This is a genomic window from Hymenobacter jeollabukensis (assembly GCF_005771675.1).
In the GTDB taxonomy this organism is placed as follows: domain Bacteria; phylum Bacteroidota; class Bacteroidia; order Cytophagales; family Hymenobacteraceae; genus Solirubrum; species Solirubrum jeollabukense.
Genome location: NZ_VAJM01000001.1, coordinates 587,708 through 612,937 on the forward strand (window position 1 = coordinate 587,708; position 25,230 = coordinate 612,937).

Consider the following 25,230-nt stretch of genomic DNA (forward strand, 5'->3'; position numbering starts at 1 on the left):
CCGCTTCGGCCCGCCGTGCGCGCCGCATTACGCATTGGGACGTCCCAACTTATGGATTGCGCCCCGCCGCCTCGCTGGGCGTCAGGCCGCGCAGCTTGCGGAATACGCGGTTGAAGGTGGACTTGGAGTTGAAGCCCGACTCCAGCGCCACGGCCAGCAATGTGTAGTGCCGAAACTGCGGGTCGCGCAGCCGCTGCTCGGCCTCGCGCACCCGGTACTCATTCACGAAGTCGTTGAAGTTCTGCCCGCAGCCGGTATTGATGACGCGCGACAACCAGGACGTATTGGTGCGCAGCTGCGCGGCCAGCTCGCTCAGCGTCAGCTCGGGCGCGAGGTAGGGCCGGGCGGCGGCCATGTGGGCGCGCAGCTTTTCGGTCCAGCGTTCCAGCTCCCGGTCGGGCGCGGCGGCTTCGGCTGCGGCAATTACTTCCGCTTCGGCCACCGCAGCGGCCGGCAGTTCCGAAGGGCCGGTTGGGCTGATGACACTCGCCGTTCCGAAGGTTAGAGCAGCCGCAGGCAGGTTGGATTCAGGGGCCGATACACTGGTGGCAACTGCCCGCTCGGGTGGCGCTTCATCAGGGGCCGGCGCGGTGGGCTGAAAGTGCAGGGGCGCGGTGAGGCGGTGGTTGGCCAGCAGGCCGGCAATGCTCAGGTAGTAAATCAGGATGCCGGTAAAGAGGTAGTCGTACCAGGCCTGGTAGTAGTCGAGGGGGCGGATGGCGGCATTCACGGCCTCGAAGAGCAGCGTGACGAGCAGGCCCGCCGGCACGGCCACCAGCACGTTGCGCAGCCAGGTGAAGCGCAGCCGCTCGGTGTCGCTGAAGTTGTCGTTGACGTAGCGGCGGTAGGCGCGGTAGTGGCGCAAGGTCAGCGCGGCGTACAGCAGCACCGACACGTAGCCCAGCAGCTCGGCCCCGCGGCTCAGCGCGGAGGCGTCGAGCCAGGTGGCCAGGCTGCCCTTGGTGCCGAAGTGCCCGGGCAGCGGCCGGCCCAGCACCAGGTGCTGCCAGCCCACGTCGTAGGCCCAGAGCAGCAGGCAGCCGGCCAGGTAGAGCAAGGCGGGCAGGAAGTGGCGCCCGTCGCGCCCACCGAAGCGAAATTCCTGGTTGGTGAGGCTGCGGAAGTAGAAGTACAGCCCGGGCCCCAGCGCCAGCCAGTTGCCGAACGGGAAGTAGAACATGAAAGTCGTGCGCGCGTCGTGCGCGTCGTACCAGCCGCCGAAGCCCAGCATCCACTGCGCCAGCCGGGCCGTGCTCAGCAGCAGCAGCAGGGCCAGCCAGCCGTCGGCGGGGGTGCCGTGGCGCCGGCCGCGCACCAGCAGCAGCCCGCTCACCACCAGCCCCTGCACGAAGAATGGCAGGAGCAGGCTGCTGTAGGCATTGAAGACGAAAGGCGGCATGGCGCGAATATAGGCGCCGGCCCGCGCCGGGAAGCGGCTCCGCTACACCAGCTCCAGCTCCTGCAGCTCCTGGCGCAGGGCGTAGGTACGGCGCAGGGCCTCCACCAGCCGCGCCGACTCGTCGAAGTTCAGGGTCTGCTGCCCGTCGGAGGCGGCGCGCTCGGGCACCGGGGCGGTTTCGTAGAGGATGCCGTCGGCGCCGGCCATCACGCCGGCCAGGGCCAGCGGGGCCACGTGCTCCCGGATACCGATGCCGTGCGAGGGGTCGACGAACACGGGCAGGTGGGTTTTCTCCTTGAGGATAGGCACCGCGTTCAGGTCCAGGGTGTTGCGCGAGGCCGTTTCGAAGGTGCGGATGCCCCGCTCGCAGAGGATGATGTGCTCGTTGCCGCCCGAGAAGATGTACTCGGCCGAGTGCAGCAGCTCCTCGATGGTGCCCGACACGCCGCGCTTGAGCAGCACCGGCTTATCCACCTGGCCCAAGGCGTCGAGCAGGTTGAAGTTCTGGGTGTTACGGGCGCCCACCTGGAACACGTCCACGTAATCGAGCATTTCCTCCACCTGCGACACCTGCATGACCTCCGTCACGATGCGCAGGCCGTGCTGCCGGGCCAGGCGGTAAAAGTCGCGCAGGCCCTCCAGCCCCAGGCCGCGGAAGGAGTACGGCGACGAGCGGGGCTTGAACACGCCGCCGCGCATCAGCCGCACGCCGCTCTGCACCAAATGCTGCATCACGACCTCCATCTGCGCCTCGTTTTCGATGCTGCACGGCCCGGCCACGATGCTCAACGAGCCTTCGCCGAGATGGATACCGTCGCCCAGGTCGAGCACGGTGGGGTGCACGCGCCACTTGCGCGAGACGAGCTTGTAGTCATCGGACACGCGGTGCACGTCGCGTACGCCGGGCAGGGCGCCGATGCGGCGGATGTCGACGTCCTGAGGGCCCAGGGCCACGAGGTAAGCGGCGCGCTGGGTGCGCACGGGGGTTACTTTGAAGCGCAATTCGCGCAGCTGGGCCACCAGGGTGTCCTGGTCGGCGGCGGTAAGGTCGGGGGCGAGGTGAATGATCATGGGGCGGCGAAAAAGCGGGGAAAGGTGGCCGACGCTCCGAGGAGCACCGACCGGATTCAGCGGGGGAAATCAGGAAATGGCGGGCGTTGTGGACTGTGCCGGCCGGATGCCCTGCACGAACTGCCGGGCCGCTTCGTGCGGGTCGGCGGCCCCGTCGAGGGCGCGCAGCAGGGCCGAGCCGATGATGGCGCCGTGGGCGTGCTGGCAGGCCTGTTCGAACGACGCTTTATCGGCAATGCCGAAGCCCACGAGGCGGGGATTGCGCAGGTTCAGGGCCTCCACGCGCCGCAGGTAGGCCTGCTGGGCGCCCTGGTCGGCGGTCTGGTTGCCGCCGGTCAGGCCCGGGCCCGAGACGAGGTAGAGGAAGGCGTCGGTCAGCTCGTCGAGGCGGCGGATACGGGCCTCGGAAGTTTGCGGGGTGATGAGAAACACCGGCCGCAGGTTGTAGCGGCGAAACGTTTCCTGGTAGAAGTCCGCGTATTCCTCGGCGGGCAGGTCGGGCAGGATGACGCCGTCGATGCCCGCTTCCGAAGCCTGGCGGCAGAACTCCTCCATGCCCAGTTGCAGCACGGGGTTGAGGTAGCCCATGAGCAGCAGCGGCGTATCGGGCAACACTTGCCGGATGCCTTGCAGCTCCCGCAGCAGCAGCTTCAGCGTCATGCCGTTGCGCAGGGCCACCGCGCTGGTTTGCTGAATCACCGGCCCGTCGGCCAGCGGGTCGGAGAAGGGTACCCCGATTTCGAGGATGTCGGCGCCGGCCGCGGCCAGGGTCTGCAGCAGTGGCACAGTGTCGTGCAGGCGGGGGTAGCCGGCCGTTACGTACAGATTGAGCAGGCACTGGGGCTTGCGGGCCAGCAGGTTTTGGAATCGATTAATCACGGATTGGTGCGGATTTTCGGATTTGGCTTGCGCCTTCCTTCGGTTCACGGATTTTGTGGACGATTGGGCCCGCCGCGTCACCCGCGTGTAGCGCGAACTTGCAGCTCGCGTAGCCCGGGACGACTGTCGTTGAACGAAGCAGGCTTTTGGAACATACCTATGTCCCGAACCGGACGATAGTATGTCCGCCCCCGGACGATAGGTCGTTTTTGAAAATCGACCTATCGTCCGGCATTCAAGCATCAAACCAGCTGCAGCTCGCGCAGGTAGGTTTCCAGGTCTTTGTCGCCGCGGCCGGAGAGGTTGAGCACCACCACGTCGGTGGGTTTCAGATCCATGACCTCCAGCGCGGCAATGGCGTGGGCCGATTCCAGGGCCGGGATGATGCCTTCGAGGCGGCTGCAGAGCTGGGCGGCTTGCAGCGCGTCGTGGTCGGTGATGCTCAGGAACTGCGCCCGCCGGGAGTCGGCCAGAAAGGCGTGCAGCGGGCCGATGCCGGGGTAGTCGAGGCCGGCCGAAATGGAGTGCGGCTCGGTAATCTGGCCGTGCTCGTCCTGCATCAGCAGGGTGCGGCTGCCGTGGATGATGCCCGGCCGCCCCAGCACCGAGGTAGCGGCCGACTTGTCGGTATCGACGCCGTGGCCGGCGGCTTCCACGGCCACCAGCTGCACCGCGGGCTCGTCGAGGTAGTGGTAAAAGGCGCCGGCCGCGTTGGAGCCCCCGCCCACGCAGGCCACCACGTAGTCGGGCAGCTCCGAGCCGGTTTTCTCGCGCAGCTGCCGCCGGATTTCCTCGCTGATAACGGCCTGCAGCCGGGCCACCAGATCAGGGTACGGGTGCGGGCCCACCACCGAGCCGATGATGTAGTGCGTGTCGGTAGGGTTCGAAATCCAGTCCCGAATGGCCTCGTTGGTGGCGTCCTTGAGCGTTTGGGAGCCGCTGACGGCGGCACGGACCTCGGCCCCGAGCATGCGCATGCGGGCCACGTTGGGCTTCTGCCGCTCCATGTCGACGGCGCCCATGTACACGATGCACTGCAGCCCGCGCAGGGCGCAGACGGTGGCCGTGGCCACGCCGTGCTGCCCGGCCCCGGTTTCGGCAATGATGCGCTTCTTGCCCAGGCGCTCGGCCAGCAGAATCTGCCCCACCGTGTTGTTGACCTTGTGGGCGCCGGTGTGGCAGAGGTCCTCGCGCTTGAGGTAGATGGTGGCGCCGAAGTGCTGGCTCAGCCGCTCGGCCCGGAACAGCGGCGTGGGACGGCCCACGTAGTCGCGCAGTAGCAGTTGGTACTCCCGCTGAAAGTCCGGGTCCGCCAGAATGTCGAGGTACTGCTCCCGCAGCTCTTCCACGTTGGGGTAGAGCATTTCGGGGATGAAAGCGCCGCCAAACTGGCCGTAATAGCCGCGGGCGGAAGGTTGGTATTGGCTCATGATGGTTCTGGTTGTTGGGGCAAAGCGTCGTTGAGCGACTCAGCGCCCTCCGCGGAACTTCGGCGCCCGCTGCGGGCTAAAAAGCTAGCCGCGCAATTCGTCAATAAAGTGGCGCAGCCGCGCCACATCCTTCAGCCCCGGCCCCTGCTCAAAGCGGCTGTTCACGTCGAAGCCCGCGAGGCCCGGCAGCCGCAATTCGCGCAGGACGGCCGCGTGGTCGGGCCCGAGGCCGCCGGCCAGCAGGTAGGGCGTGGGCAGGTCGTAGGCGCGCAGCAGCTCCCAGTTGAAGGCGGTGCCGTTGCCGCCCGCCGCCGGCCCGGCCGTATCGAAGATGAAGTAAGAGCAAAACGGCGCGTAAGCGGCCAGCCGCGCCAGGTCGAGCTGCTCCCCTACCGCTATGGCCTTGAGCACCGGCAGCCCGGCCTCGGCCAGCGCCGCGCAGTCGGCCGCCGACTCCTGCCCGTGCAGCTGCACGGCCGTCAGCCCGAAGTGCAGGGCCGTGCGACGAATGACGGCCGGCGTCTCGTCCACGAATACGCCCACTTTGGCCACCGGCAGCATCCGCAGCTGGGCCGCATCCAGGGCTAGCGGGGCGTAGCGCGGCGACTTCGGCGCGAAGATGAAGCCGAGTATATCCACTGGCAGCGCGGCCACGGCGGCTACGTTGGCGGGGTATTTCAGCCCGCACACCTTCAGCAGCGGCCGATCGGGGCGCGGGCTGGGCAGGGCGGGGGCGCTGATGGCAGAGGTCATGGTCATGGCTTGATAAGGCTAGCGGGCGGCCGACAGCTCGCGCAGTTGCTGCACCAGGGCGGCGCAGGCCCGCTCGGGGCGGCCGTGGCGCATGAACGTTTCGCCGATGAGGAAGCCTTCGAAGCCGGCCCGGCGCAGCGTGGCTACGTCCTGAGCCGTGCGCAGGCCGCTTTCGGCCACCCGGCCCAGCCCGGCGGGCAGGTGCTCCACCAGCTGCAGGCTGCGCTCCAACGACACGCTGAAGTCGCGCAGGTCGCGGTTGTTCACGCCAACCAGGTCGATGGCGTCGTGGGCCGCGTCGAGCGAGCGGTCCAGCTCTTCTTTATCGTGCACTTCCAGCAGCACTTCCAGGCCCAGCGCCTGCGCCTGCCGGCCCAGTTCGCGGATTTCCTGGGGCGTGAGTACGCTGGCAATGAGCAGCACCGCGTCGGCGCCGAGGCTGCGGGCTTCGAGCAGCTGGTAGGCGTCGACCACGAAGTCCTTGCGCAGAATCGGGCACAGGTTGAAGCGCCGGGCCGTGGTCAGGTCCTCGTTTTTGCCGCCGAAAAACTCGGTATCCGTGAGCACTGACAGCGCCGACGCGCCGGCCTGCATGTAGCCCAGGGTGGTGCGCTCCACCGGCGCAAACTCGTTGATCCAGCCCTTGGAGGGCGAGCGGCGCTTGAACTCGGCGATGATGCCGCTCAGCTCGGGCCGGCGCAGGTACTGGCGCAGGGAAAGCGTGGGCGCGTCGAGGTACTGGCTGCGCTCCAGCAGCTTTTCGGGCTGCAGGCCGCGGCGCTCGGCCACTTCCTGCCGCTTGTGGGCCACAATGCGGGCCAGTACGTCGGGGGTGTTCAGAGTAGTTGTCATAAGGGCCTTACCCCCGGCCCCCTTCCCCTGCTTGATGCGCAGCATGGGGAGAGGGGGAGCCTGATGGCGTGGGAGGTATGTTGGGTTGATGTTTAGGGAAATGCGGCGGGGGTAAAGCCGCAACCTTGCGTCTCAGCGTTAGATAACCTTCCGCGGCTGCCGCGAGGAAAAGCGCCTATGCTGCTCTACTAGAACTTAATGCGTGTTCAGCAGGCCGATGAAGGCGCGTCGGGCGCGGCCGGAATCCAGGGAATCGTAGGCGGCTTCGAGGGCGTCGGGCAGCGACATGTGCGGGTTGATGCAGCGGATGCCGAGGGCGGCGTTGGCGGCCACCACGTCGCACTGGGCGCGGGTGCCTTTGCCGTCGAGCACGTCGCGGAAGATGCGCGCCGAGGCTTCCACCGACTGCCCGCCGGCCAACTCTTCAGCCTGGCATACGGGCAGGCCCAGGGCTTCGGCCGTGAGCAGCTGCTCGCCCTCGGCCGAGGTGGCAATTTTGGCCTCGCCGGTCAAGCTTAGCTCGTCGTAGCCGTCGAGGGCGTGCACCACGGCGTAGCGCGTGCCGGCGTCTTCGAGCAGGTATTGGTAGAGGCGCAGCAGCTCCAGGCTGTACACACCCAGCAGCTGGGCCGCCGGGCGGGCGGGGTTGATCAGCGGGCCGAGCATGTTGAAGAAGGTACGCACACCCAGGTCGCGGCGCACCGGGGCCACGCGGCGCATGGCCGGGTGGTAGGCCGGCGCGTGCAAGAAGCAGATGCCGGCCGCGTCGAGCTGGCGGCGCAGGCGGTCGGGGTCGGCGTCGAAGTCGTAGCCGAAGTAGGCCAGCACGTTGCTGGAGCCCACCGGCGACGACACGCCGAAGTTGCCGTGCTTGGCCACCTTGTAGCCCGCCCCCGCCACCACGAAGGACGCGAGGGTGCTGATGTTGAGCGTGGCCTTGCCGTCGCCGCCGGTACCCACGATGTCGAGCACCTCGTGGGTGCCCAGCAGCGGGTCGCGGCACAGCTCCAGCAGCGCGTCGCGGAAGCCGGCCAGCTCGGGCACGGTAATCGGGCGCATGCGGTAGACGGCCAGCAGGGCCGCCGCTTCCACGTCCGTGACCTCGCCCTCCCCCAGCCGCAGCATCAGCGCGTGCGCCTCCGGGCGGCTCAGGGTATGGTGGTCGAATAAGGCAGTGAGCAGTTCTTTCATGTCAGGTGGTGAAATGGCGAAGTGGCGAGTTTGATGTTGGAGAAGAGTTACATGCGCAAGCGGCGCCTCAACTCACCATTTCATCATCTCACTATTTCACCTTCGAGCCAGTTTTGCAGCAGTTGGTGGCCGTGCTCGGTCAACACCGATTCGGGGTGGAACTGCACCCCGCGCACGTCATACGTGCGGTGGCGCAGGGCCATGATTTCGCCGCTGGCGTCGTGGGCGGTGGCTTCGAGGCTGGCGGGCAGGGAGCCGGGGCGCACGGCCCAGGAGTGGTAGCGGCCCACGTTGAAGTGCGTCGGCAGGCCTTGGAACAGCCGCTCGTCGGGCAACGTGACGGTGGCCTGGCTGGCCACGCCGTGGTGCACCTCGGTTAGGTTCACCAACTCGGCGCCGAAGCTTTCGGCAATGCCCTGGTGGCCCAGGCATACCCCCAGGATGCGCTTGGTGGGGGCGTAGCGCTGAATCAGCGCGGGCATCAGGCCAGCTTCCGAAGGGATGCCCGGGCCGGGCGAGAGGAGCAGCGCGTCGTAGGCCTCCACCTCATCCAGATCGAGCTGGTCGTTGCGGCGCACCGTCAATGCGGTACCGTGGCCCAGCTCGCGCAGTACCTGCACGAGGTTGTAGGTGAAGGAGTCGTAGTTGTCGAAAACGAGGATATTCATCGGCTCAAGTGGGTTTTCGAGGCGTAATCGGGGCTCAGAGGCAGGGGCAATCAGACGGCTGCGGTGGGAAACGGCGCCCGCTCGCCCAGCTCGGTGGCCACCACTTCTTCGCCGGCGCGGGCGGCCTGCTTGAGCGCCTGCCGCAGCGCGCCGAGCTTGTGGTGCACCTCGTTGAGCTCGGCTTCCAGGTCGGACTTGGCCACCACGCCCGCGCCGGCCTGGTAGTAGAGCGTGCCGCCCACGCTCACGAAGGAGCGAATGAAAATGGCGTGGTTGAAGCTGCCGTCGAAGCCCAGGTGGCCGAGGCAGCCGCCGTAGAGCCCCCGAGCCGTGGGCTCCAGCCCGTCGATGAGCTGCATGGCCCGCACCTTGGGCGCGCCCGAGAGCGTGCCGGCCGGAAAGGTATCGGCCGCCACCTGCAGCGAGTCGGTGCCCGGGGCCAGCGTGGCCTGCACGTGGCTGACGAGGTGGATGACGTGCGAGTAGTACTGGATTTCGCGGAAGCGGCGCACCTCCACCCGCTCGGCGTGGCGGGCCAAATCGTTGCGGGCCAAATCCACCAGCATCACGTGTTCGGCGTTTTCCTTGGGGTCGGCGGCCAGCTTTTCGGCCAGCGCGGCATCCTCGGCGTCGTGGCCGGTGCGGCGGAAGGTGCCGGCAATGGGGAAGATGCTGGCCTCGCCGTGGGCCACCCGTAGCTGCGGCTCGGGCGAAGAGCCCAGCAGGCGGTAGCTGCCGTAGTCGAAGTAAAACAGGTAGGGCGAGGGGTTGATGGCCCGCAGCGCGCGGTACACCTGAAACTCGTCGCCACGGAAGCGCTGCTGAAAGCGCCGCGAGAGAACCAGCTGAAACACGTCGCCGCGCAGGCAGTGGCGCTGCCCCTGGGCCAGCACCCGCCGGAACTCGTCGTCGGTTTGGTTGGTGGCCTCCTCCCCTTCCAGCGCAAAGCTGAACGAGGGCCGCACGGGGCTGCGCACCACGCTCAGCAGGCGCTGCAGGGCGGCCTCGTCGGGCTCCTGCCCTTCGGGCGTGTGCTCAAATACGTGCAGCTCCTGGCGGTAGTGGTTCAGGGCCAGCACGTAGCGATAGAGGCCGTAGCGCGCGTCGGGCAGCTGGTAGGGCGCGGGCTTGCCGGCGTCGAAGGTCACGTCCTCGCAGTACGGGGCGGCGCCGTAGCCCATGAAACCGAACAGGCCACCGCTGATGAAGGGCTGCCCGCTGTCGGGGGCCGAGAAGCGGCCGGCGAACTGGCGCAGGCAGTCCAGGGCCTCGTGGCGCGGGTCCTGCAGGGTGCGGCGCTGCTCCCGGCCGCCGGGCAGGCGCTCCAGCAGCTCGGCGCCGCGCAGCTCGAAGCGGGCCAGCTCGTCGAGGGCGAGGTAGGAAAACGCGTTCTGCTGGGCGTGGTAGTCGGAGCTTTCCAGCAGCAGGCAGCCGGGATACTGGTCGCGCAGCCGCAAATACAGCCCTACGGGCGTAACGGTGTCGGCGGGCAGGCGCAGGTGGCGGGTGCGCAGGGCAATGGTAGGCGGCATACTGAGTCGGTAGAGAAAACGGGGCGGCAGAAGGCGTAGCGGCAGGCTCCGAAAAGCAACAAGCCCGGCTGGCGGGCCGGGCTTGCACTGCTAAGCATTCAAGGATAGCAGGGTCAACTGCTTCGATTTAGGCTATACACGCAAAGAGCTGGTCCCGACCGGCAAAACGGCTGGACCACCACCAAAGCGGCAGATGCAGGTTCGAAGCGAGTGTCATGGTGAGTGAATGGTTGACGCTGCAAAAGTACCGCAGCCGGGCAGCAGGCGCCAAGTCAAAATCAAATTATTTTAAACAATCAGTAAAAATTTTAACAATTCGCAAAATACCTGTTCAAATTATTGCCTGCTTCTAAAATCACCCGACCAACACCCGCCCATTTTGCGGATATGCTAACGCCAGGCGCTTAAAAAAGTCGTGCCGGCCACCACCAAAGTTCTTTGGCAGTGCCCGGCACGAAGCAGGCAAACGGCTTTCTGGGCCGCGTCAGCTCTGGGCTATTCCTTCACGAAAGGCTGACTGAGCGTGGTTTTCTCGCCCTGCAGCCGCGCCACGTAGTGCCCACGGCGCAGGCCAGCCACGTTGACGGCCTCAGCCGCCTGCCGCAGATTACGGCGCAGCACCACCCGGCCGGCCGAGTCCTGAATTTCCAGCCGGCCGCGCTGCCAGCCGACGGGCAGCTGCACCGTCAGCACGTGCGCCGCCGGGTTCGGAAACAGCTGGAACGTGGCGCCGCTGGTGGGGCGTACTGCCGTGGTGGTGCCGGGGCGGTACAGCCACTGGTAAGCGGCCGGAAACTCGCGGCGCCAAAACCATTCGGCGTGCTGCCCGTCGGCCAGCGAGAGGGAATTGAGGTCCGAGGCGGCGTAGCCGGCGCGCTGCAGCGAGTCTCGCACGGCCTGCATCAAGGGCACCATGGTCTGGCTTTCGGCGGTGCCGGCCACGAAGTAGAAGCGCGTGGGCTGGGCGGCGGTGGCGCGGTGCTGGTGCAGGTAGGCCTTCAGCGGGGCTTCGGCAAACCAGAACGCGGGCGAGAAAATGGCCGCCCGCCCGAACACAGCCGGGTACTTCAGGGCCGCGTACAGCGAAATAAGCCCGCCCATGCTGCTGCCGCCGATGCCGGTGTTCAGGCGGTCGGGCAGGGTGCGGTACTGCTGGTCGATGTAGGGCTTGAGCGTCTGCACCAGAAACTCCACGTACTGGTCGCCCTGCCCGCCGCCGTACTGCGGGTTGTTCCAGGGCGAATACTCGTTGAGGCGCTGCGCCCCGTCGTTGTCGATGGCCACCACGATGCAGCCGGTGGGGTCCTGCCCGTTTTGCTGCAGCGCGGCCAGGGCCTCGTCCACGCCCCACTCGCCCGAGAAGCTGGTGCACTGGTCGAACACGTTCTGGCCGTCGTGCATATACAACACGGGGTAGCGCCGGGTGCCGCTGCTGGCGTAGCCGGTAGGCAGATACACCCATACGCGGCGGGTGCGCCCGAGCTGCGGCATGGCAAACGCGGTGTTGATGACCTGCACGTTGGGCTGCAGCGCTGAAGACTGGCAGGGCGCCACGGTGCCCAGGTCCTTCCAACCAAGCACCTGCAGATTCACCGTGGTCGGGGCGCCAGTGGCGGTGTAGCGGCGGTTGCTGATGTCCTGGTTCTGGGCATCGGATTCCACGGAGGTCCAGCTGCCGCGGGTAAACTTGAACTCCAGCGCGCCGGTGACCGAGGCCGGCAGCGTGACGGTGTAACTGCCGTCGGGTTGGCGCGCCAGAGCGTGGGTGGCGCTGCTCGGGTTCCAGCTATTGAACGAGCCGGCCAGATACAGCGTGGCCCCGGCAGGCGTGTTGGCTGGGATGCTGGTCAGTCGAACAATCGTTTGCGCACGGGCACTGCTGGTCAGCAGCAATAGCAAAGCAAAAAAAAGACGCATATAATCGGGGGGTTTACAGCACAAAAGTGGTAGAAACCAGCGAAATTTGCCTACGAAAACCTTTTGGTGATTGAACGCTTACTCACGTCAGTCGCTCAGCCTCTTGCTTCCTTGGTTCGCATCCTAACTGATAATCAGCCGACTGGCTTTCGGGGCGCCGATAATCCTGGCGTAACCTTGGCCGCCGATGCGGATGCTGCTTGGGGATACGGTCAATTTTCCTAATTTATCTTGCGCCGTTTTTTAAAGAGCATCATCAGCTTTCGGGCTGATTTCGTAGGTTCCGCAAACGTTGCCGGGAAGTCATTCCGGCCACCCCAGCCGCCCTCCGCAAACCCTGCCATTTTCCCACAACCCTTTTCATGACAACATGAAGCAATCCTACCTGTCGAAACTCGGTTTTCCGCTGTTTTTCATTAGTTGCACGCTGAGTGCGGCCGCTCAGGGCACCGTGGGCGGCCGCGTACTCGATGAAAAGGCGCAGCCGCTGCCGGGCGTAACGGTAATCATCGAAGGAACGCAACTCGGCAGCTCCACTAACGCCGAAGGCCAGTTCCTAATTCAGAACGTCCCCGCGGGTCAGCAAACCGTGCTGACCTCGTTCGTGGGCTACTCCACCCAGCGCCTGCCGGTGAACGTAGCCAACGGCCAGACCACCAACGTGAAGGACATCACGCTGGGTGAAAATACCACCCTGCTGAACGAGGCCGTTGTCGTGGGTTACGGCGTGCAGCGCCGCCAGGACGTGACGGGCTCCATTGCCACGGTGACCTCGAAGGACTTTGTGCCGGGCCAGGTAACCAACCCGGAGCAGCTGGTGCAGGGTAAAATCGCGGGTGTGAGCATCACGACCGGCGGCGGTGCCCCGGGCTCGGCCAACGCCATCCGCATCCGCGGCAACTCCTCGCTGAATGCCAGCAACGACCCGCTGTTCGTTATCGACGGCGTGCCGGTGGACAAAGGCGGCATCAGCGGCGCCAGCAACCCGCTCTCGCTCATCAACCCGAACGACATCGAGTCGGTGACGGTGCTGAAAGACGCTTCGGCGCTGGCCATCTACGGCAACCGTGCCTCCAACGGCGTCGTGCTCATCACCACCAAGCGCGGCCTGCAGGGCGAAAAGCTGACGGTGAACTTCTCCTCGCAGACGTCAGTATCGCGCCGCTTCAACAAGTACGACGTGCTGAGCGCCGACGAACTGCGCACCCTCGTGCAGGAGCGCGGCTCGGCCGCGCAGAAAGCCAACCTGGGCACGGCCAATACGGACTGGCAGGACGAGATTTTCCGCACGGCCGCAACGTTCGACAACAACATCAGCCTGACGGGTAGCATTAAGAAGCTCCCCTTCCGCGTGTCGTACGGCAACCTGAACCAGGACGGTATCGTCATCACCAACAGCCTGAAGCGTAACACCGGCTCCCTGAGCCTGACGCCCGTATTGCTCGACGGCCACCTGCGCGTGGACATCAACGCCAAGGGTACGCAGATCAAGAACCGCTTCATCGACGACGGCCAGATCGGCGGTGCCATCAGCTACAACCCCACGGTGCCAGTTCGCTCGTCCGAAGCGCAGTACGTGCCCTACGGCGGCTATTTCCAGTACCTGGGCACCAACGGCCTGCCGGCTTCCCAGGCGCCGGGCAACCCCGTGGCGGCTCTGAACAACTCGAACAACATCAGCACGGTGAAGCGCTTCATCGGCAACGTGCAGCTGGACTACAAGTTCCACTTCCTGCCCGAGCTGCGCGCCAACCTGAACCTGGCCACCGACGTGTCGCGGGGCGAAGGCTCGACGGCTACCAGCGTGACCGACTTCGGCAATGTGGGCCAAGGCCGCTTCACCCGGTTCAAGCAGGACAAAGACATGCGCCTGCTGGAATTCTACCTGGCCTACAACAAGCAGCTCGGCGCCGACACCAAGTTTGACGTGCAAGCCGGTTACTCGTACCAGGACTTCGAAAACCAGGGCCCGAACTACCAGATCTTCCGCTTCGACCGCACCACCCCGCTCGGCGACCCGCCCTCCCCGAGCGGTTACTACGACCCGTACCGTTTGATTTCCTACTTCGGCCGGGCCAACCTGTCGGTGAAGGACCGCTACCTGCTCACGGCTACGCTGCGTAACGACAACACCTCGCGCTTTGGCGAGGGCAACCGCAGCGGCTACTTCCCCGCGCTGGGTTTGGGCTGGCGCTTGAAAGGCGAAAATTTCCTGACCAACAACCAATCGGTGACCGAGCTGAAGCTGCGCGCTGGCTACGGCATCACGGGTCAGCAGGAAATCGGCGGGCCGTTTGACTACCTGCCGCGCTACGTACGGGGGAACAACTCGGTACAGTACCAGCTCGGACTGGATGCCGCCGGCAACCCCATCTTCATTCCGTTCCAGCGCCCGGCCGGCTACAACGCCGACCTGACCTGGGAAACCACCGCCACGTACAACGCGGGCCTGGACTGGGGTCTGTTCGACAACCGCGTGTCGGGTAGCATTGACGTGTACCAGCGCAACACCGACAACCTGCTGGCCAACGTGTTCGTGCCGGCCGGTGGCCTGGCCAACAAGCTGAACCGCAACGTAGGCTCGCTGCGCAACCGTGGCGTGGAAGTGGCCCTGAACGTAGTGCCCGTTCGTACGGAGGACTTCACCTGGGACGTGAACCTGAACGCGGCTTACAACAAGACAGAAATCACCGACCTGGGTCCGCAGCTGGAAGGCTTCATCGGCTACCAGGTGGAGGGCATCGGCGGCGGCACTGGCAACAACATCCAGATCCAGACTGTCGGCTACCCCAACAACGCCTTCTACGTGTACCAGCAGGTATACGGCGCCGATGGCCGCCCTGTTGAGGAATTGTATGTGGACCGCAACGGCGACGGCGTCCTGAACGAGGCCGACCTGTACCGCTACAAGCAACGCGCGCCGCTGGCAACGTTCGGCTTTACCACCAACTTCACCTACAAGCGCCTGACCCTGAACGCCGTACTGCGCGCCAACGTGGGCAACTACGTGTACAACCGCATTGCCGCTGACCAAGCCAACCTGATTGGTATTCAGCAGGGCTCGGCGCTCTTCCTAAGCAACGTGCCCACCAGCGTCCGCGACACGTACTTCAACGCCAGCCGCCAGCGCCAGATCTATTCCGATTACTACCTGGAAAACGGCTCGTTCCTGCGCGGGGAGAATATCACGCTGGGCTACAACGTGGGTAAAATTTTCCGCGAAGGCACGAATCTTCGCCTGACCGCCGCTGTTCAGAACGTGTTCCTCATCACCAAGTACAGCGGTTTGGATCCGGAAATCTTCAGCGGGGTTGATAATAACTTCTACCCCCGCGCCCGCACGTTTACCTTCGGCCTGAACGCCAGCTTCTAACCCACCCGATCTAATGAAACATCTTTTCACTCGTGGCTTAGTAGTAGCCACCACCGGGTTGGCCCTGAGCGCAGGCCTGGTTTCCTGCAACGACCTGGACCTCAAACCCAAGTATGAGAATACCCCCGACAAAGTTTACGTGGACCTGAATGGCTACCGCTCGGTGCTGGCGAAGGTGTACGGCGGCTTTGCCGTGACGGGCCTGGGCAACGATAACGCCAACGGCGCGGCCGGTGGTGGCGATATTGCCGACATCGACGAAGGCACTTCCGACTACATTCGTCAGCTCTGGAGCGCGCAGGAACTGACCACCGACGAAGCCGTGTGGACCTGGCCGGACCCCGGTGTGCAGGACTGGCACAACATGAACTGGACGGCCTCCAACGTGGTGGTGCGCGGCCTGTACTACCGCTTGTACTACGAAATTGCACTCTGCAACGAGTTCATCCGCGAGTCGAGCGACGACAAGCTGAATTCGCGTCTCAGCGGCGCTGACGTGGCCACCGCCAAGCGCTACCGCGCCGAGGCCCGTTTCCTGCGCGCCGTGGCTTACTCTCACGTAGTGGACCTGTACGGCGGCGGCCCGTTCGTCATCGATACCGACCCCACGGCGTACACGCCCCCGTACCGCACCCGGCAGCAGCTGTTTGAGTACGTGGAGCAGGAGTTGCTGGCCCTGGCCAGCAGCCCGGAATTTGCTGAGCCGCGTACCAACGAGTACGGCCGCGTCGACAAAGCCGCCGCGTGGGCCATGCTTTCGCGCCTGTACCTGAACGCGAACGTGTATACGGCCTCCGTACCGGGCCAGAACAACGGCACCGCTCGTTACACGGACGCAGCCCGGTATGCCAAGCAAGTAATCGACGCGGGTTACACGCTGAATACCACGGCGGCCGGTACGGTGTCTTCGGCCTACGGGCGCCTGTTCCTGGCTGATAACCACACGGCACCTGCTCGCAACGAGGTTATCTGGCCCGTGACCTTTGACGCGGCTAACACGCGCAGCTTCGGGGGCACCAGCTTCCTGATCAACGGCTCGACGGGTAGCGGCAGCACCGGTTGGAAGAACTACGTAGGGATGCCTTCGGGCTGGGATGGTCTGCGGACTACCCGTAACCTGGTGGACGTATTCGGGGCGGACACGGCCCGGGGGCGTGATTCGCGCGGCCGCTTCTGGGCCCAGGGTCAGACGCTCGATATTGACGACGTCACCAAGAAAGAGCAGGGCTACGGGGTGGTGAAATACCGCAACGTCACCTCGAGTGGTACGGCTATTGCGCAGCCGTTGGCCCCAGCCTTCTACTTTGCCAGCACTGATTTCCCGATGATCCGTCTGGCGGAAGTTATGCTGAACTACACCGAGGCCGTGCAGCGCGGCGGCACCGGCGACGCGGGCCTGGCACTGGGCTACGTCAACCAGATTCGCCGCCGGGCTTACAACAAGCCCATTAACACGCCGGACGCCTCGGTCGACTTCACTTCCCTGACGCTGGACCGCTTGCTGGATGAACGCCAGCGCGAACTGCACTGGGAAGGGTTCCGTCGCTCCGACCTGATCCGCTTCGACAACATGTTTACCCGCGTAACCACTAACCCGCGCTCGAACTGGCCCTTCAAAGGCGGCTCGCGCACTGGCCGGGCTGTGGCAGACACCCGTGTACTGTTCCCAATTCCGGCTTCGGACCGGGCCGTGAATCCGGCTTTGCCGCAAAACGACGGCTACTAATCCGTCTGGCACCAGCCGTTGACCCCAAACGGCAACGGCTGGTGTAAGCGACGGGGTTGGCTTACCAGAAATAGCCTGATTGGCCACCCGCCACTTTCTCGCGGGTATCACTCGCCTCGGATGAACGCCGTAAATTCCTGAATGCTACCCCGTTCGTGAATTTAAAGCCACTCTGCAGGGGTTACAGCCTTGGCCGTTGGCTTTACATACACCTCACCCAACTTCAAAACAATCCAGTCTTATGAAAAAATGGTTTCTCCAAGCAGCGGTTGTCTGCGCACTTGGGTTTGGCTTCACGGCCTGCGACAAAGATGAGGACCGTGCTACGCTCAAAGTTGGCAATATGCCAACTCTAACGGCTACGGCCACGTCGGCGACCCTCACGCCTGCCAATGCCAGCCAAGCCGGGGTAACGTTCAGCTGGACCCCAGCTGAATTCGGCTACCAAGCGGCTGTGACATACACGCTGGAATTCGCCAAAGCCGGTACCAATTTCGCCAACGCCAAGGCATTTCCTCTCACTACGCTCACCAAGTCGTTTACCAAAGGCGAGTTGAACCAGGTCTACAACGATTTGGACTGCAACCTGCCGGCTGCCCCACCCGCCACGCCACTCGACGTGCGTGTACGGGCCTCCATTGGCGATAAAGTGGATCCTTCTATGTCGCAGGTGCTGGCTTTCACGGCGACGCCTTACCAAGCGCAGCAAGCCCCGACTGACAGATGGGGAATTATCGGCGATGCTACGCCTACCGGCTGGGGTTCAGACTCCGATATGAACTATGATTTCTGTTCCGGGACGTACAAAATCAGCAACATTGCCCTCAGCGCTAGCGGCAAGTTCAAGTTCCGCGCGAATGATGACTGGGCTCTCAACTTCGGTGGCACGGCTGCGGCATCGGCTAATACGCCCTCGCCTACGCTGGTAGGTGGCGGTCCGGATATTTCCGTACCAAGCGGCAGCGGCAACTACGATATCAGCCTGAACGTCGCCGCCAAAACGTTCACTTGGTCGAAACGTCCTTAGGAACTGCTTGCACAACTTACTGAAAGCTCCGGCCAATGGCCGGAGCTTTTTTTATGACCTAGAGCCGCCGTGAATTCATTGAGTAGTTGGTAACCTTGGTCGTTAGGCTTCTAAAATCGTCTGCGGTTGTCAACTAAAAGCTCATGCATACCCCTTGGTACCGGCATACGAATAAGCCGCGCCTTCCACCTGCACCCGGGCCGCCGCTCTGGTGCCTAACCGTGAGAGAAGGAAGTTGACTACCACGCAAAGGCGCCGTGTGTAAGTTGCGTGTTTTTTTCACCGGAAGATGTATTATTCCTGCGTGATTGGCCGCTGTGTGTAAAGGCTCACTTACATCATCGAAAAAACCCGGCTCTGGAATCCGGAATACGCGTTAACTTCCACACAGGCCCGTAACTTAGCCGCCCCGTGCCGCCTCGGTGTCGCGGATATGTCTTACCGCAACCTCTCCTTTTATGATCCTGATTGCCGACGGCGGCTCCACCAAGACCAGCTGGTGCCAACTCGATCTGGCCGACCCGCAGCAGCGCGTGCACTTCAACACGGAAGGCTACAACCCTTACTTCATCGACACGGCCGGCATCGTGGCCTCGCTGGATGCCAACCTGCCCGACACGCTGAACCGGCAGGCCGTGCGCGAAGTGAGCTACTACGGGGCGGGCTGCTCCACCGAGCACAACGTGGCCATCGTGGAAAAAGCCATGCGCCAGGTGTTTCCGCTGGCCAACATCTTCGTGGGCCACGACCTGCTGGCCTCGGCCCGGGCGCTGCTGGGCAACAAGCCGGGCTTCGCGGCCATCCTCGGCACGGGCACCAACTCCGCCATCTACGACGGCAAGGACATTACCCACAATATCGACTCGCTGGGCTACTTCCTCGGCGACGAGGGCTCGGGCTCCTGGATCGGCAAGCGCCTGCTGCGCGACTACATGCGCAAGCTGCTGCCCGACGGCCTGCAGGACGCCTTCCGCGAGCAGTACGGCCTGGAAAACGAGCAGATCTTCGACCGCGTCTACAACCAGCCGCTGCCCAACCGCTTCCTGGCCTCGTTCAGCAAGTTTGCCTACGACCACAACAACGTGAGCTACTGCCGCGACATCGTGGTCGAGGGCTTCGAAGCATTCTTCCAGAACCTGGTGATTCAGTACCCGGGCTACCAGGACTACTCGTTCAACTGCGTGGGCTCGGTGGGCTACAACTTCCGCGACGCGCTGGCCCAGGTGGCCCGCTCGCACGGTATGGAAGTCGGCAAGATCATCCGCTCCCCTATCGATTCGCTGGTGGACTACCACGTGGAAATGGCCGCGGCGGAGTAACGAAAAACGGTGTAAATGGACGTCATAGGGCCTGCCTCGCACCTTGCACTAACCGACAAGCGCAGCCCCTAACGCCCAATCATCGGGGCCGCGGGGGCTGCGCTTCTGCATTATTGTGCTCTTCTAAAAAGCGCCTGCGCTTCGTCGGCAGCGGCGGTACGGGGGCGAGGAGGGTCCTTCGGCTGCGCCGCAGGATGACGTTCTTGATTTTGCCATGTTACACCCATAAAAAAGCCCGCCCCGGAATCCGGAGCGGGCTTTTTAATTGCTTTTCGAAACGGTTAGGGCTGCACCACGAGGCGCGTGGCGGCGCTGGCAGCCCCAGCCTGCACGTTCACGATGTAGAGGCCGGCGGCTAGGCCATCGAGCGTCAACGGAACTTCCACGGTGGCTCCGGCGGGGCGGGCGGGCAGCTGCACGCGGCGCACCTCGCGGCCGATAACGTTGCGCACGCTCACCGTTACGGGCGCGGCCGAGGGCAGCGTCAGGCGCACGGTGGCGCGGGCGGCGGCGGGGTTCGGGGCCACGGTCAGGCCGAGGGCAGCCACCTGCTGGGCGGCTTTCGAGGCCAGCACGGTGGCGGGGCGACGCACGCGGGCGGTGGTGTACACGCGGTACTCGCCGGGCTGCAGGGTCAGCTGGGCATTCACGTTCGTCACGCTGATGCTGTCACCGGAGAGGTAGTTATACCACTTGCCGGTTTGCTGGAAGGCCGGGTCGATGGTGGTGCTGGTCACGTCGAAGTTGCCGATGACCGTCACTTTCTGGGCAGCGTCGCTCAGGTGAATCGATTTGGCAGCGCCGGCCAGCTGCTGGCTGTAGCTGCTGGGGTTGTCGAACACGGCCTGGCTTTTCTTCAGGGCGATGAGCGAGCTGTACACGTCGTAGAGCTTGCGGCGGGCGGGCTCCTGGTAGTAGTTCCAGCGAATGGGCTTGTTGCCCACGCGGCCGTTGAAGTCGATGCTCACGTCGTAGCCCAGTTCGCCGAACTGCCACAGCATTTTCGCGCCGGGCACGGTGAAGAAGAAGGCCGCGGCGGCTTCGCTGCGGGCCAGGGCCACGGGCAGGGTGCGCGTGTCGTGGGCGAGGTTGGCTTGGTTGCCGTAGGTGATGTTCTTAAACATCTGCCGCTCCTCGTCGTGGCTTTCCATGTAGGTCACCAGGCCGGGCTGCGACCAGCCGCGGCCGCCGTTGCCGCTGCCGTAGTAGCCCCAGCTGAAGTTGGAGTTGGGCAGCCAGCCCATCGTGGCCTCGGCGTAGTTGTAGTTCAGGTTGCCCCACAGCATCATGCCGGCGTTGGCCAGCACGGTTTCCTCCGAGTTTTCGGCGAAGTGCTCCAGGATGACGTAGGCGTTCGGGTCCACCGACTTGATGTAGGTGTTGTAGTCGGTCCAGATGTTGATGCGCGACTGGTCGTAGCGGCCCCAGGGGCCCACGCCGGTGTCGGAAGTGCCGGAGTTGGTCTGGGTGAAGCCCTTCGAGAGGTCGAAGCGGTACCCGTCCATGTGGTACTCCTGCAGCCAGTACTGCATCACGCGCTTGCAGTAGTTCTTGGTGAAGGTGCTTTCGTGGTTGAAGTCGTAGCCCACGTTGTAGGGGTGGGTGGGCGTCACGTTGAACCAGGGCGAGGCCGCGGTCACGTTGCCGTTGGCGAAGTACAGCTGCACCATCGGGTTCTGGCCGAAGGCGTGGTTGAGTACCATGTCGAGCACCACGGCCATGCCGCGGGCGTGGGCGGCATCCACGAAGCGCTTCAGCTCGTTTTTCGGGCCGTAGTACTTGTCGGGAGCCATGTGGAACGAGGGGTTGTAGCCCCAGGATTCGTTGCCCTCGAACTCGCCCACCGGCATCAGCTCGATGGCATTCACGCCGAGGCGCTGCAGGTAGCCCAGCGTATCGATGAGCGTCTGGTAATCGTGGCGGGCAATGAAGTCGCGCAGCAGCAGCTCGTACACCACCATCTTGCTCTTGGCCGGCTTCTGGAAGTTGGTCACCTGCCAGGTGTAGCCCGGCGCGTTGGTTTGCAGCACCGACACGATGCCGGTGGTCTGGCCCGTGGGGTAGGCCTTCAGGTTGGGGTAGGTCGCGGCCGGAATGAACCGGTCGTTGTTCGGGTCGAGCACTTTCTCGGCGTAGGGGTCGGCCACGCGCAGGTCGCCGTCGACGAGGTACTGGAAGGCGTACTCCTGGCCGGCCGTCAGGCCGTTGAGCTGCACCCACCACTGGTTGCCGTCGGGGGTCTTGTTCATGTAGGCGGCCGTGCCCGGCTGCCAGCCGTTGAACTCGCCGATGGCGTACACGAACTGCTTGCCCGGGGCCGTCAGCACCAGCACGGCGGAAGTGCCGCCGGCCAGGTAGTTGATGCCGTCGCGCATGCCGGTGGGCAGGGCGGCGGTGGTCACGGCCGGGCGCACGAACACGATGGCCGAGTCGGATACCGAGGTGCTGCCCACGGTGGCAGTCAGGCGGATGACGTTGCGGCCGGCCTGGGTCGGGGCCACGCTGCCGCTGAAGCTGGTGGCGTTGGTTTGCTGGCTGATCTGCGTGCCGTTGAGGCGCAGCGTGAGCGTGGCGGCCTGCGAGGCCGTGCCCGTCACGTTCACCGTGGCGCCCGAGCTGATGAAGGTCGGGTTCTGGCCCGTGGTCGGGGCGGTGAGGCGCACGGCCAGGGCGCTGGTCTGGGCTACGTCGACGTAGATGTCGCCGCCGCCGGTGGCGCGGCCCACAATGGAGCCGTTGGCGTTGCGAAACACCATGGCCAGCTTCAGAATCTGCTCGGCGGCCGGCACGTTGAACCAGGCCCGCACATTGGGCGTGATGCTCAGCGTGTAGGTATTGGTGCCGGTGCGCGTCAGGAGCACCGACGGATCAGCGGCGTTGAAGTTGGTGAACTTCACGTACTTCCAATCCGATGGCGAGGTGCTCAGGTTGGTGATGACGCCGATGTGGGCGTACACGTCGCCGGTGAAGTTGTTGAGGCCCTGGTTGCCCTGCGCGGCGTTGAAGGTCAGCGTCACCGCGTCGGCGGCGGTGAAAAACGCGGGGTTGGTGGTTACCACCTGGGCCCGCGCTACGCCGGTCAGCGCCAGCAGCAGCACCGTCAGGAGTCGAAGTGCTTTCATGTAGGGAGTGGGAATGGTTGGGAAAAATCGTTTGCAGCGAAGGTTGGCCACCCTGGTCCGGCAGCAGTTCAACACACGTAACCGGGCGTATCGGGCTTTTCTGCGTACTTTTCGGGCGATGAAGCCACTAAGTTACTTCCGTTTTTATTTGTGTGGTTTATTAATGTTTTTTAATGGATTGAGTGCTCACTCAGCCCAGGGGCAAAACCCGGATTCTCAACGGGTAATTCCCCGCTTAGCAGCAATAACTTCGGCGGGCGACCAGCCTTCCATCGAGCAGATGCTGCGCCACCGGATGCCTATTCGCGGGCAAGTCGAATACCACTACCCCGTCAGTCTCTCTCGCCCCGCTCCCCTGCCCGACTCGCTGCCGCTGGCCGTGCCGCGCTACCGCCTGCCGCTGGTCATCGGCACCTTCGCCGCGGGCTACGCCGGCACGTACTCCGCGCTGGCGGCGGGCTGGTACACCGGCCCGCGCGAGCGGTTTCACTGGTTCAACGACCTGCCCGAGTGGAAGCAGCTCGACAAAGCCGGCCATTTCTGGGGAGCTTTCCACGAAAGCCGGGGCGCGGTGGACATGCTGCGCTGGGCGGGCCTTTCGCCCAAAAAGGCCCTGTGGTACGGCGGCTTCGTGGGCTTTCTGCTGCAGAGCCCCATCGAGTATTTCGACGGCCGCGACCCGGCCTACGGCGCCTCGGCCAGCGACCTGGCGGCCAATTTCCTGGGCTCGGCGGGCCTCATCGGGCAGCAGCTGGCCTGGGGCGAGGTGCGGCTGATGCCCAAGGTGTCGTTTCACCTGACGCCCTACGCCCGGCAGCGGCCCAACGTGCTCGGCCAGAGCTTCGGGGAGCGGCTGCTGAAGGACTACAACGGGCAGACCTACTGGCTGTGCGCCGACGTGGGCGTATTTCTGCCCGCAGGCAGCCGCTGGCCGCGCTGGCTGCAGCCGGCCCTGGGCTACGGCGCCCAGCAGCTGGTGTACAACGACGCGGCCACCAACCGCGCCGCCGGCCTCGACAGCTACCGGCAGTACTACTTGTCTTTTGACCTCGACCTGCGCCGCATCCCGACGCGCAGCAAGGCCTTGCGCACGGTGTTCTACGTGGCCAGCATCTTCCACCTGCCCGCCCCGGCGCTGGAGCTGAACCGCAAGCGCGGCCTGGTGCTGCACGGGCTGTATTATTAGCCCGCGACATTAATTCAACCCTTGTAGGGTCTTTTGCAGCACCAATTCCCGCTGCCCCTGATTGCCCGGCTAGCGGCTAGATCTGCCCCTGGACGTTCAGCAGGGGCATTTTTAGTTAGGGAAGTGTGTGCTGCCTGATCAGCGAGGCTATTTCGTACCGGAAACGGGGCTGCTGACCGGTCAGCGAAGCCTGGTACGCGCCCAAGCGGTGCCCATGGGCGCCGCAGCTAGCCCCGCAGGCAACATTCCCGATTCTCTGCCGACCTTTACCCCCTTGCCCGACGCCACGGCGGCACTTTTTCGGCCCCGCTCCGCGTATGCAAGGACCACTCACCCACGCAACAACTATGAATATCGGAGACCGTGTGCGCCTCATGTCGGGCCGCGAAGAAGGCATCGTTACCCGCATCCTCGACCAAAACCTGGTGGAAGTTACCATCGACGACTTCCCGGTGCCGGTGCTCCGCTCGGAGCTGGTGCTGGTGGCTGCCGAAGAATTTAAGGCCTTCGGCGGCAGCGAGCTGGCGCCTTCGCAGGTAGCCCCGGCCCGCCCGCTCAAGCCCGGCAAGCCGGGCAAAGCCCCCGCCGCGCCTACCACCACCACCACGCCCACCGGCAGCACCAGCACGCCCGCCAAGGCCGCGCCGGCCCCGCCCGCGCCCAAGGGCCTGTATTTGGCCCTGGTGCAGCAAACCTCGGAGCTGCTGGTGGCCCACCTCATCAACAACACTGACGCCGACGTGCTCTTCACCTTCGGGGAGGAGCGCGGCGGGCAGTACCGTGCCCTGGCCGCCGACAAGCTGGCCCCCAAGACCGTGAGCCAACCGCTGGGCCACCGCCACCTCAAGGACTTCGACCAGTGGGCCACGGCGGTGGTGCAGCTGCTCCCCGCCCAGCTGAACGCGCCCACGCTTTACGACACGCTGCTCAAGCGCGTCTCGTTCAAGGCCAGCTCGTTCTACTCCGCGCGCCGCGAGGCGCCGGTGATTAAGCGCGAGGCCTACCTGTTCCAGCTCGACGAGAAGCCCGCCGCCCCCATTGCCGTGCCCCTCACCGACGAGGCCCCCAAGCCCACCCCTACCGTGGACCCGGCGAAGCTGCGCGACCAGCTGGCCGACAAGCTGCGCGGCGACGCCAAAACCGTAGTGCCCGCGCCCAAGCAGGAGCCGCTGAAGGCCATTGTAGCCCCGCCCCACGAGGTGGACCTGCACCTGGAGGCCCTGAAGCCCGAAGGCGGCATCGAGGGTCTGAGCAACACCGCCGTGCTGGAGCTGCAAACGGCCGCCTTCGAGGATGCGCTGAGCCGGGCCCTGGCGACGAACATGCACGAAATCATCTTCATCCACGGCGTGGGCAACGGCACGCTGCGCAAGGAGCTGCACAAGCGCCTGAGCCGCAACCGCGACATCAAGTTCTTCGAGGAAGCGCGCAAGGAGAAGTTCGGCTACGGCGCCACGCTGGTGCGGCTGAAGTAACGCGGCGCAGAAGGCCGGGGCCGCTGCTCCGTCCGTTGCCCCGCCTTCCACACCTCTTTTCACTAAACGAGCCTCTGGTCATTCGACCAGGGGCTTTTTTGTTGGCCAGCTCTGGCAGCGACGCCCTGCGGGGAGCCAGAAAGCGCCGTTTCCAACGCTGTGGCGACCATGCTGGCGGGCTATTCCGGAGTATCTTCAACAGATTGCGTCGTGCGCTTTTACCGCTCGTCGGAGCCGTGCGGCTGCGCTTGTCCGGGTGGTCGGCTGAAGTCGGCGAAAAAAAAGTTGCCGACCAGAGCAGCCTTTTTCG

Annotated in this window: 17 protein-coding genes; 6 read left to right on the forward strand and 11 right to left on the reverse strand. The window is 64.7% G+C overall.

All coding sequences use genetic code 11. From position 1 onward, the window contains the following. Positions 1 to 49 precede the first annotated feature (49 nt). The 10 genes from FDY95_RS02585 to FDY95_RS02630 form a co-directional block, all read right to left on the reverse strand. Positions 50 to 1,399, reverse strand: a complete 1,350-nt coding sequence (locus FDY95_RS02585) for a helix-turn-helix domain-containing protein (protein WP_138075146.1) — start codon at positions 1,397 to 1,399, stop codon at positions 50 to 52. Positions 1,400 to 1,441: 42 nt separating this feature from the next. Then, positions 1,442 to 2,470 carry a bifunctional 3-deoxy-7-phosphoheptulonate synthase/chorismate mutase gene (locus FDY95_RS02590; protein WP_138075147.1) on the reverse strand — a complete coding sequence of 343 codons (1,029 nt, stop codon included), beginning with the start codon at positions 2,468 to 2,470 and terminating at the stop codon, positions 1,442 to 1,444. A gap of 69 nt (positions 2,471 to 2,539) precedes the next feature. Then, complete coding sequence (trpA, locus tag FDY95_RS02595) at positions 2,540 to 3,349, reverse strand: tryptophan synthase subunit alpha (protein WP_246073905.1); 810 nt, start codon at positions 3,347 to 3,349, stop codon at positions 2,540 to 2,542. Between the two features lie 242 nt (positions 3,350 to 3,591). Next, positions 3,592 to 4,779 carry a tryptophan synthase subunit beta gene (gene trpB, locus FDY95_RS02600; RefSeq protein ID WP_138075149.1) on the reverse strand — a complete coding sequence of 396 codons (1,188 nt, stop codon included), beginning with the start codon at positions 4,777 to 4,779 and terminating at the stop codon, positions 3,592 to 3,594. Positions 4,780 to 4,863: 84 nt separating this feature from the next. Then, a complete protein-coding gene (locus FDY95_RS02605; protein ID WP_171025492.1) occupies positions 4,864 to 5,532 on the reverse strand; it encodes a phosphoribosylanthranilate isomerase in 669 nt (222 codons plus the stop codon). Positions 5,533 to 5,550: 18 nt separating this feature from the next. Further along, positions 5,551 to 6,384 carry an indole-3-glycerol phosphate synthase TrpC gene (gene trpC / locus FDY95_RS02610; RefSeq protein WP_138075151.1) on the reverse strand — a complete coding sequence of 278 codons (834 nt, stop codon included), beginning with the start codon at positions 6,382 to 6,384 and terminating at the stop codon, positions 5,551 to 5,553. Between the two features lie 195 nt (positions 6,385 to 6,579). Then, positions 6,580 to 7,575, reverse strand: coding sequence for an anthranilate phosphoribosyltransferase (gene trpD, locus FDY95_RS02615; RefSeq protein ID WP_138075152.1), 996 nt, complete (start codon positions 7,573 to 7,575; stop codon positions 6,580 to 6,582). Between the two features lie 83 nt (positions 7,576 to 7,658). Further along, entirely contained in the window at positions 7,659 to 8,243 is a 585-nt protein-coding gene (locus tag FDY95_RS02620) for an anthranilate synthase component II (RefSeq protein ID WP_138075153.1), read from the reverse strand. Between the two features lie 50 nt (positions 8,244 to 8,293). Further along, a complete protein-coding gene (locus FDY95_RS02625) occupies positions 8,294 to 9,775 on the reverse strand; it encodes an anthranilate synthase component I family protein (protein WP_138075154.1) in 1,482 nt (493 codons plus the stop codon). A gap of 495 nt (positions 9,776 to 10,270) precedes the next feature. After that, positions 10,271 to 11,692: an alpha/beta hydrolase-fold protein gene (locus tag FDY95_RS02630; protein ID WP_138075155.1), complete on the reverse strand. Its 1,422-nt coding sequence runs from the start codon at positions 11,690 to 11,692 to the stop codon at positions 10,271 to 10,273. Positions 11,693 to 12,062: 370 nt separating this feature from the next. On the opposite strand from FDY95_RS02630, the gene FDY95_RS02635 reads away from it, so the two are divergent. From FDY95_RS02635 to FDY95_RS02650, 4 genes are all read left to right on the forward strand, one after another. Further along, positions 12,063 to 15,065, forward strand: coding sequence for a SusC/RagA family TonB-linked outer membrane protein (locus FDY95_RS02635; RefSeq protein WP_138075156.1), 3,003 nt, complete (start codon positions 12,063 to 12,065; stop codon positions 15,063 to 15,065). 13 nt (positions 15,066 to 15,078) lie between these two features. Next, a complete protein-coding gene (locus tag FDY95_RS02640) occupies positions 15,079 to 16,791 on the forward strand; it encodes a RagB/SusD family nutrient uptake outer membrane protein (RefSeq protein WP_138075157.1) in 1,713 nt (570 codons plus the stop codon). 241 nt (positions 16,792 to 17,032) lie between these two features. After that, positions 17,033 to 17,818 carry a SusE domain-containing protein gene (locus tag FDY95_RS02645; RefSeq protein ID WP_138075158.1) on the forward strand — a complete coding sequence of 262 codons (786 nt, stop codon included), beginning with the start codon at positions 17,033 to 17,035 and terminating at the stop codon, positions 17,816 to 17,818. Positions 17,819 to 18,276: 458 nt separating this feature from the next. Further along, positions 18,277 to 19,137: an N-acetylglucosamine kinase gene (locus FDY95_RS02650; protein WP_138075159.1), complete on the forward strand. Its 861-nt coding sequence runs from the start codon at positions 18,277 to 18,279 to the stop codon at positions 19,135 to 19,137. 281 nt (positions 19,138 to 19,418) lie between these two features. On the opposite strand, the gene FDY95_RS02655 is transcribed toward FDY95_RS02650, so the two are convergent. Continuing rightward, positions 19,419 to 22,259 (reverse strand): alpha-amylase family glycosyl hydrolase, encoded by a 2,841-nt coding sequence (locus FDY95_RS02655; protein WP_138075160.1) that lies wholly within the window; start codon positions 22,257 to 22,259, stop codon positions 19,419 to 19,421. Positions 22,260 to 22,554: 295 nt separating this feature from the next. On the opposite strand from FDY95_RS02655, the gene FDY95_RS02660 reads away from it, so the two are divergent. Both FDY95_RS02660 and FDY95_RS02665 read left to right on the forward strand, forming a co-directional pair. After that, a complete protein-coding gene (locus FDY95_RS02660; RefSeq protein ID WP_212744845.1) occupies positions 22,555 to 23,445 on the forward strand; it encodes a DUF2279 domain-containing protein in 891 nt (296 codons plus the stop codon). Positions 23,446 to 23,792: 347 nt separating this feature from the next. Then, complete coding sequence (locus FDY95_RS02665; RefSeq protein ID WP_138075161.1) at positions 23,793 to 24,920, forward strand: Smr/MutS family protein; 1,128 nt, start codon at positions 23,793 to 23,795, stop codon at positions 24,918 to 24,920. The last annotated feature ends 310 nt before the right edge of the window (positions 24,921 to 25,230 follow it).

Excerpts from the sequence above, each read along its gene's own strand:
- FDY95_RS02585 (WP_138075146.1), bottom strand. The coding sequence starts at position 1,399 with ATGCCGCCTTTCGTCTTCAATGCCTACAGCAGCCTGCTCCTGCCATTC.
- FDY95_RS02590 (WP_138075147.1), bottom strand. The coding sequence starts at position 2,470 with ATGATCATTCACCTCGCCCCCGACCTTACCGCCGCCGACCAGGACACC.
- trpB (WP_138075149.1), bottom strand. The coding sequence starts at position 4,779 with ATGAGCCAATACCAACCTTCCGCCCGCGGCTATTACGGCCAGTTTGGC.
- FDY95_RS02605 (WP_171025492.1), bottom strand. The coding sequence starts at position 5,532 with ATGACCTCTGCCATCAGCGCCCCCGCCCTGCCCAGCCCGCGCCCCGAT.
- trpC (WP_138075151.1), bottom strand. The coding sequence starts at position 6,384 with ATGACAACTACTCTGAACACCCCCGACGTACTGGCCCGCATTGTGGCC.
- trpD (WP_138075152.1), bottom strand. The coding sequence starts at position 7,575 with ATGAAAGAACTGCTCACTGCCTTATTCGACCACCATACCCTGAGCCGC.
- FDY95_RS02620 (WP_138075153.1), bottom strand. The coding sequence starts at position 8,243 with ATGAATATCCTCGTTTTCGACAACTACGACTCCTTCACCTACAACCTC.
- FDY95_RS02625 (WP_138075154.1), bottom strand. The coding sequence starts at position 9,775 with ATGCCGCCTACCATTGCCCTGCGCACCCGCCACCTGCGCCTGCCCGCC.
- FDY95_RS02630 (WP_138075155.1), bottom strand. The coding sequence starts at position 11,692 with ATGCGTCTTTTTTTTGCTTTGCTATTGCTGCTGACCAGCAGTGCCCGT.
- FDY95_RS02635 (WP_138075156.1), top strand. The coding sequence starts at position 12,063 with ATGAAGCAATCCTACCTGTCGAAACTCGGTTTTCCGCTGTTTTTCATT.
- FDY95_RS02640 (WP_138075157.1), top strand. The coding sequence starts at position 15,079 with ATGAAACATCTTTTCACTCGTGGCTTAGTAGTAGCCACCACCGGGTTG.
- FDY95_RS02645 (WP_138075158.1), top strand. The coding sequence starts at position 17,033 with ATGAAAAAATGGTTTCTCCAAGCAGCGGTTGTCTGCGCACTTGGGTTT.
- FDY95_RS02650 (WP_138075159.1), top strand. The coding sequence starts at position 18,277 with ATGATCCTGATTGCCGACGGCGGCTCCACCAAGACCAGCTGGTGCCAA.
- FDY95_RS02655 (WP_138075160.1), bottom strand. The coding sequence starts at position 22,259 with ATGAAAGCACTTCGACTCCTGACGGTGCTGCTGCTGGCGCTGACCGGC.
- FDY95_RS02660 (WP_212744845.1), top strand. The coding sequence starts at position 22,555 with ATGCCTATTCGCGGGCAAGTCGAATACCACTACCCCGTCAGTCTCTCT.
- FDY95_RS02665 (WP_138075161.1), top strand. The coding sequence starts at position 23,793 with ATGAATATCGGAGACCGTGTGCGCCTCATGTCGGGCCGCGAAGAAGGC.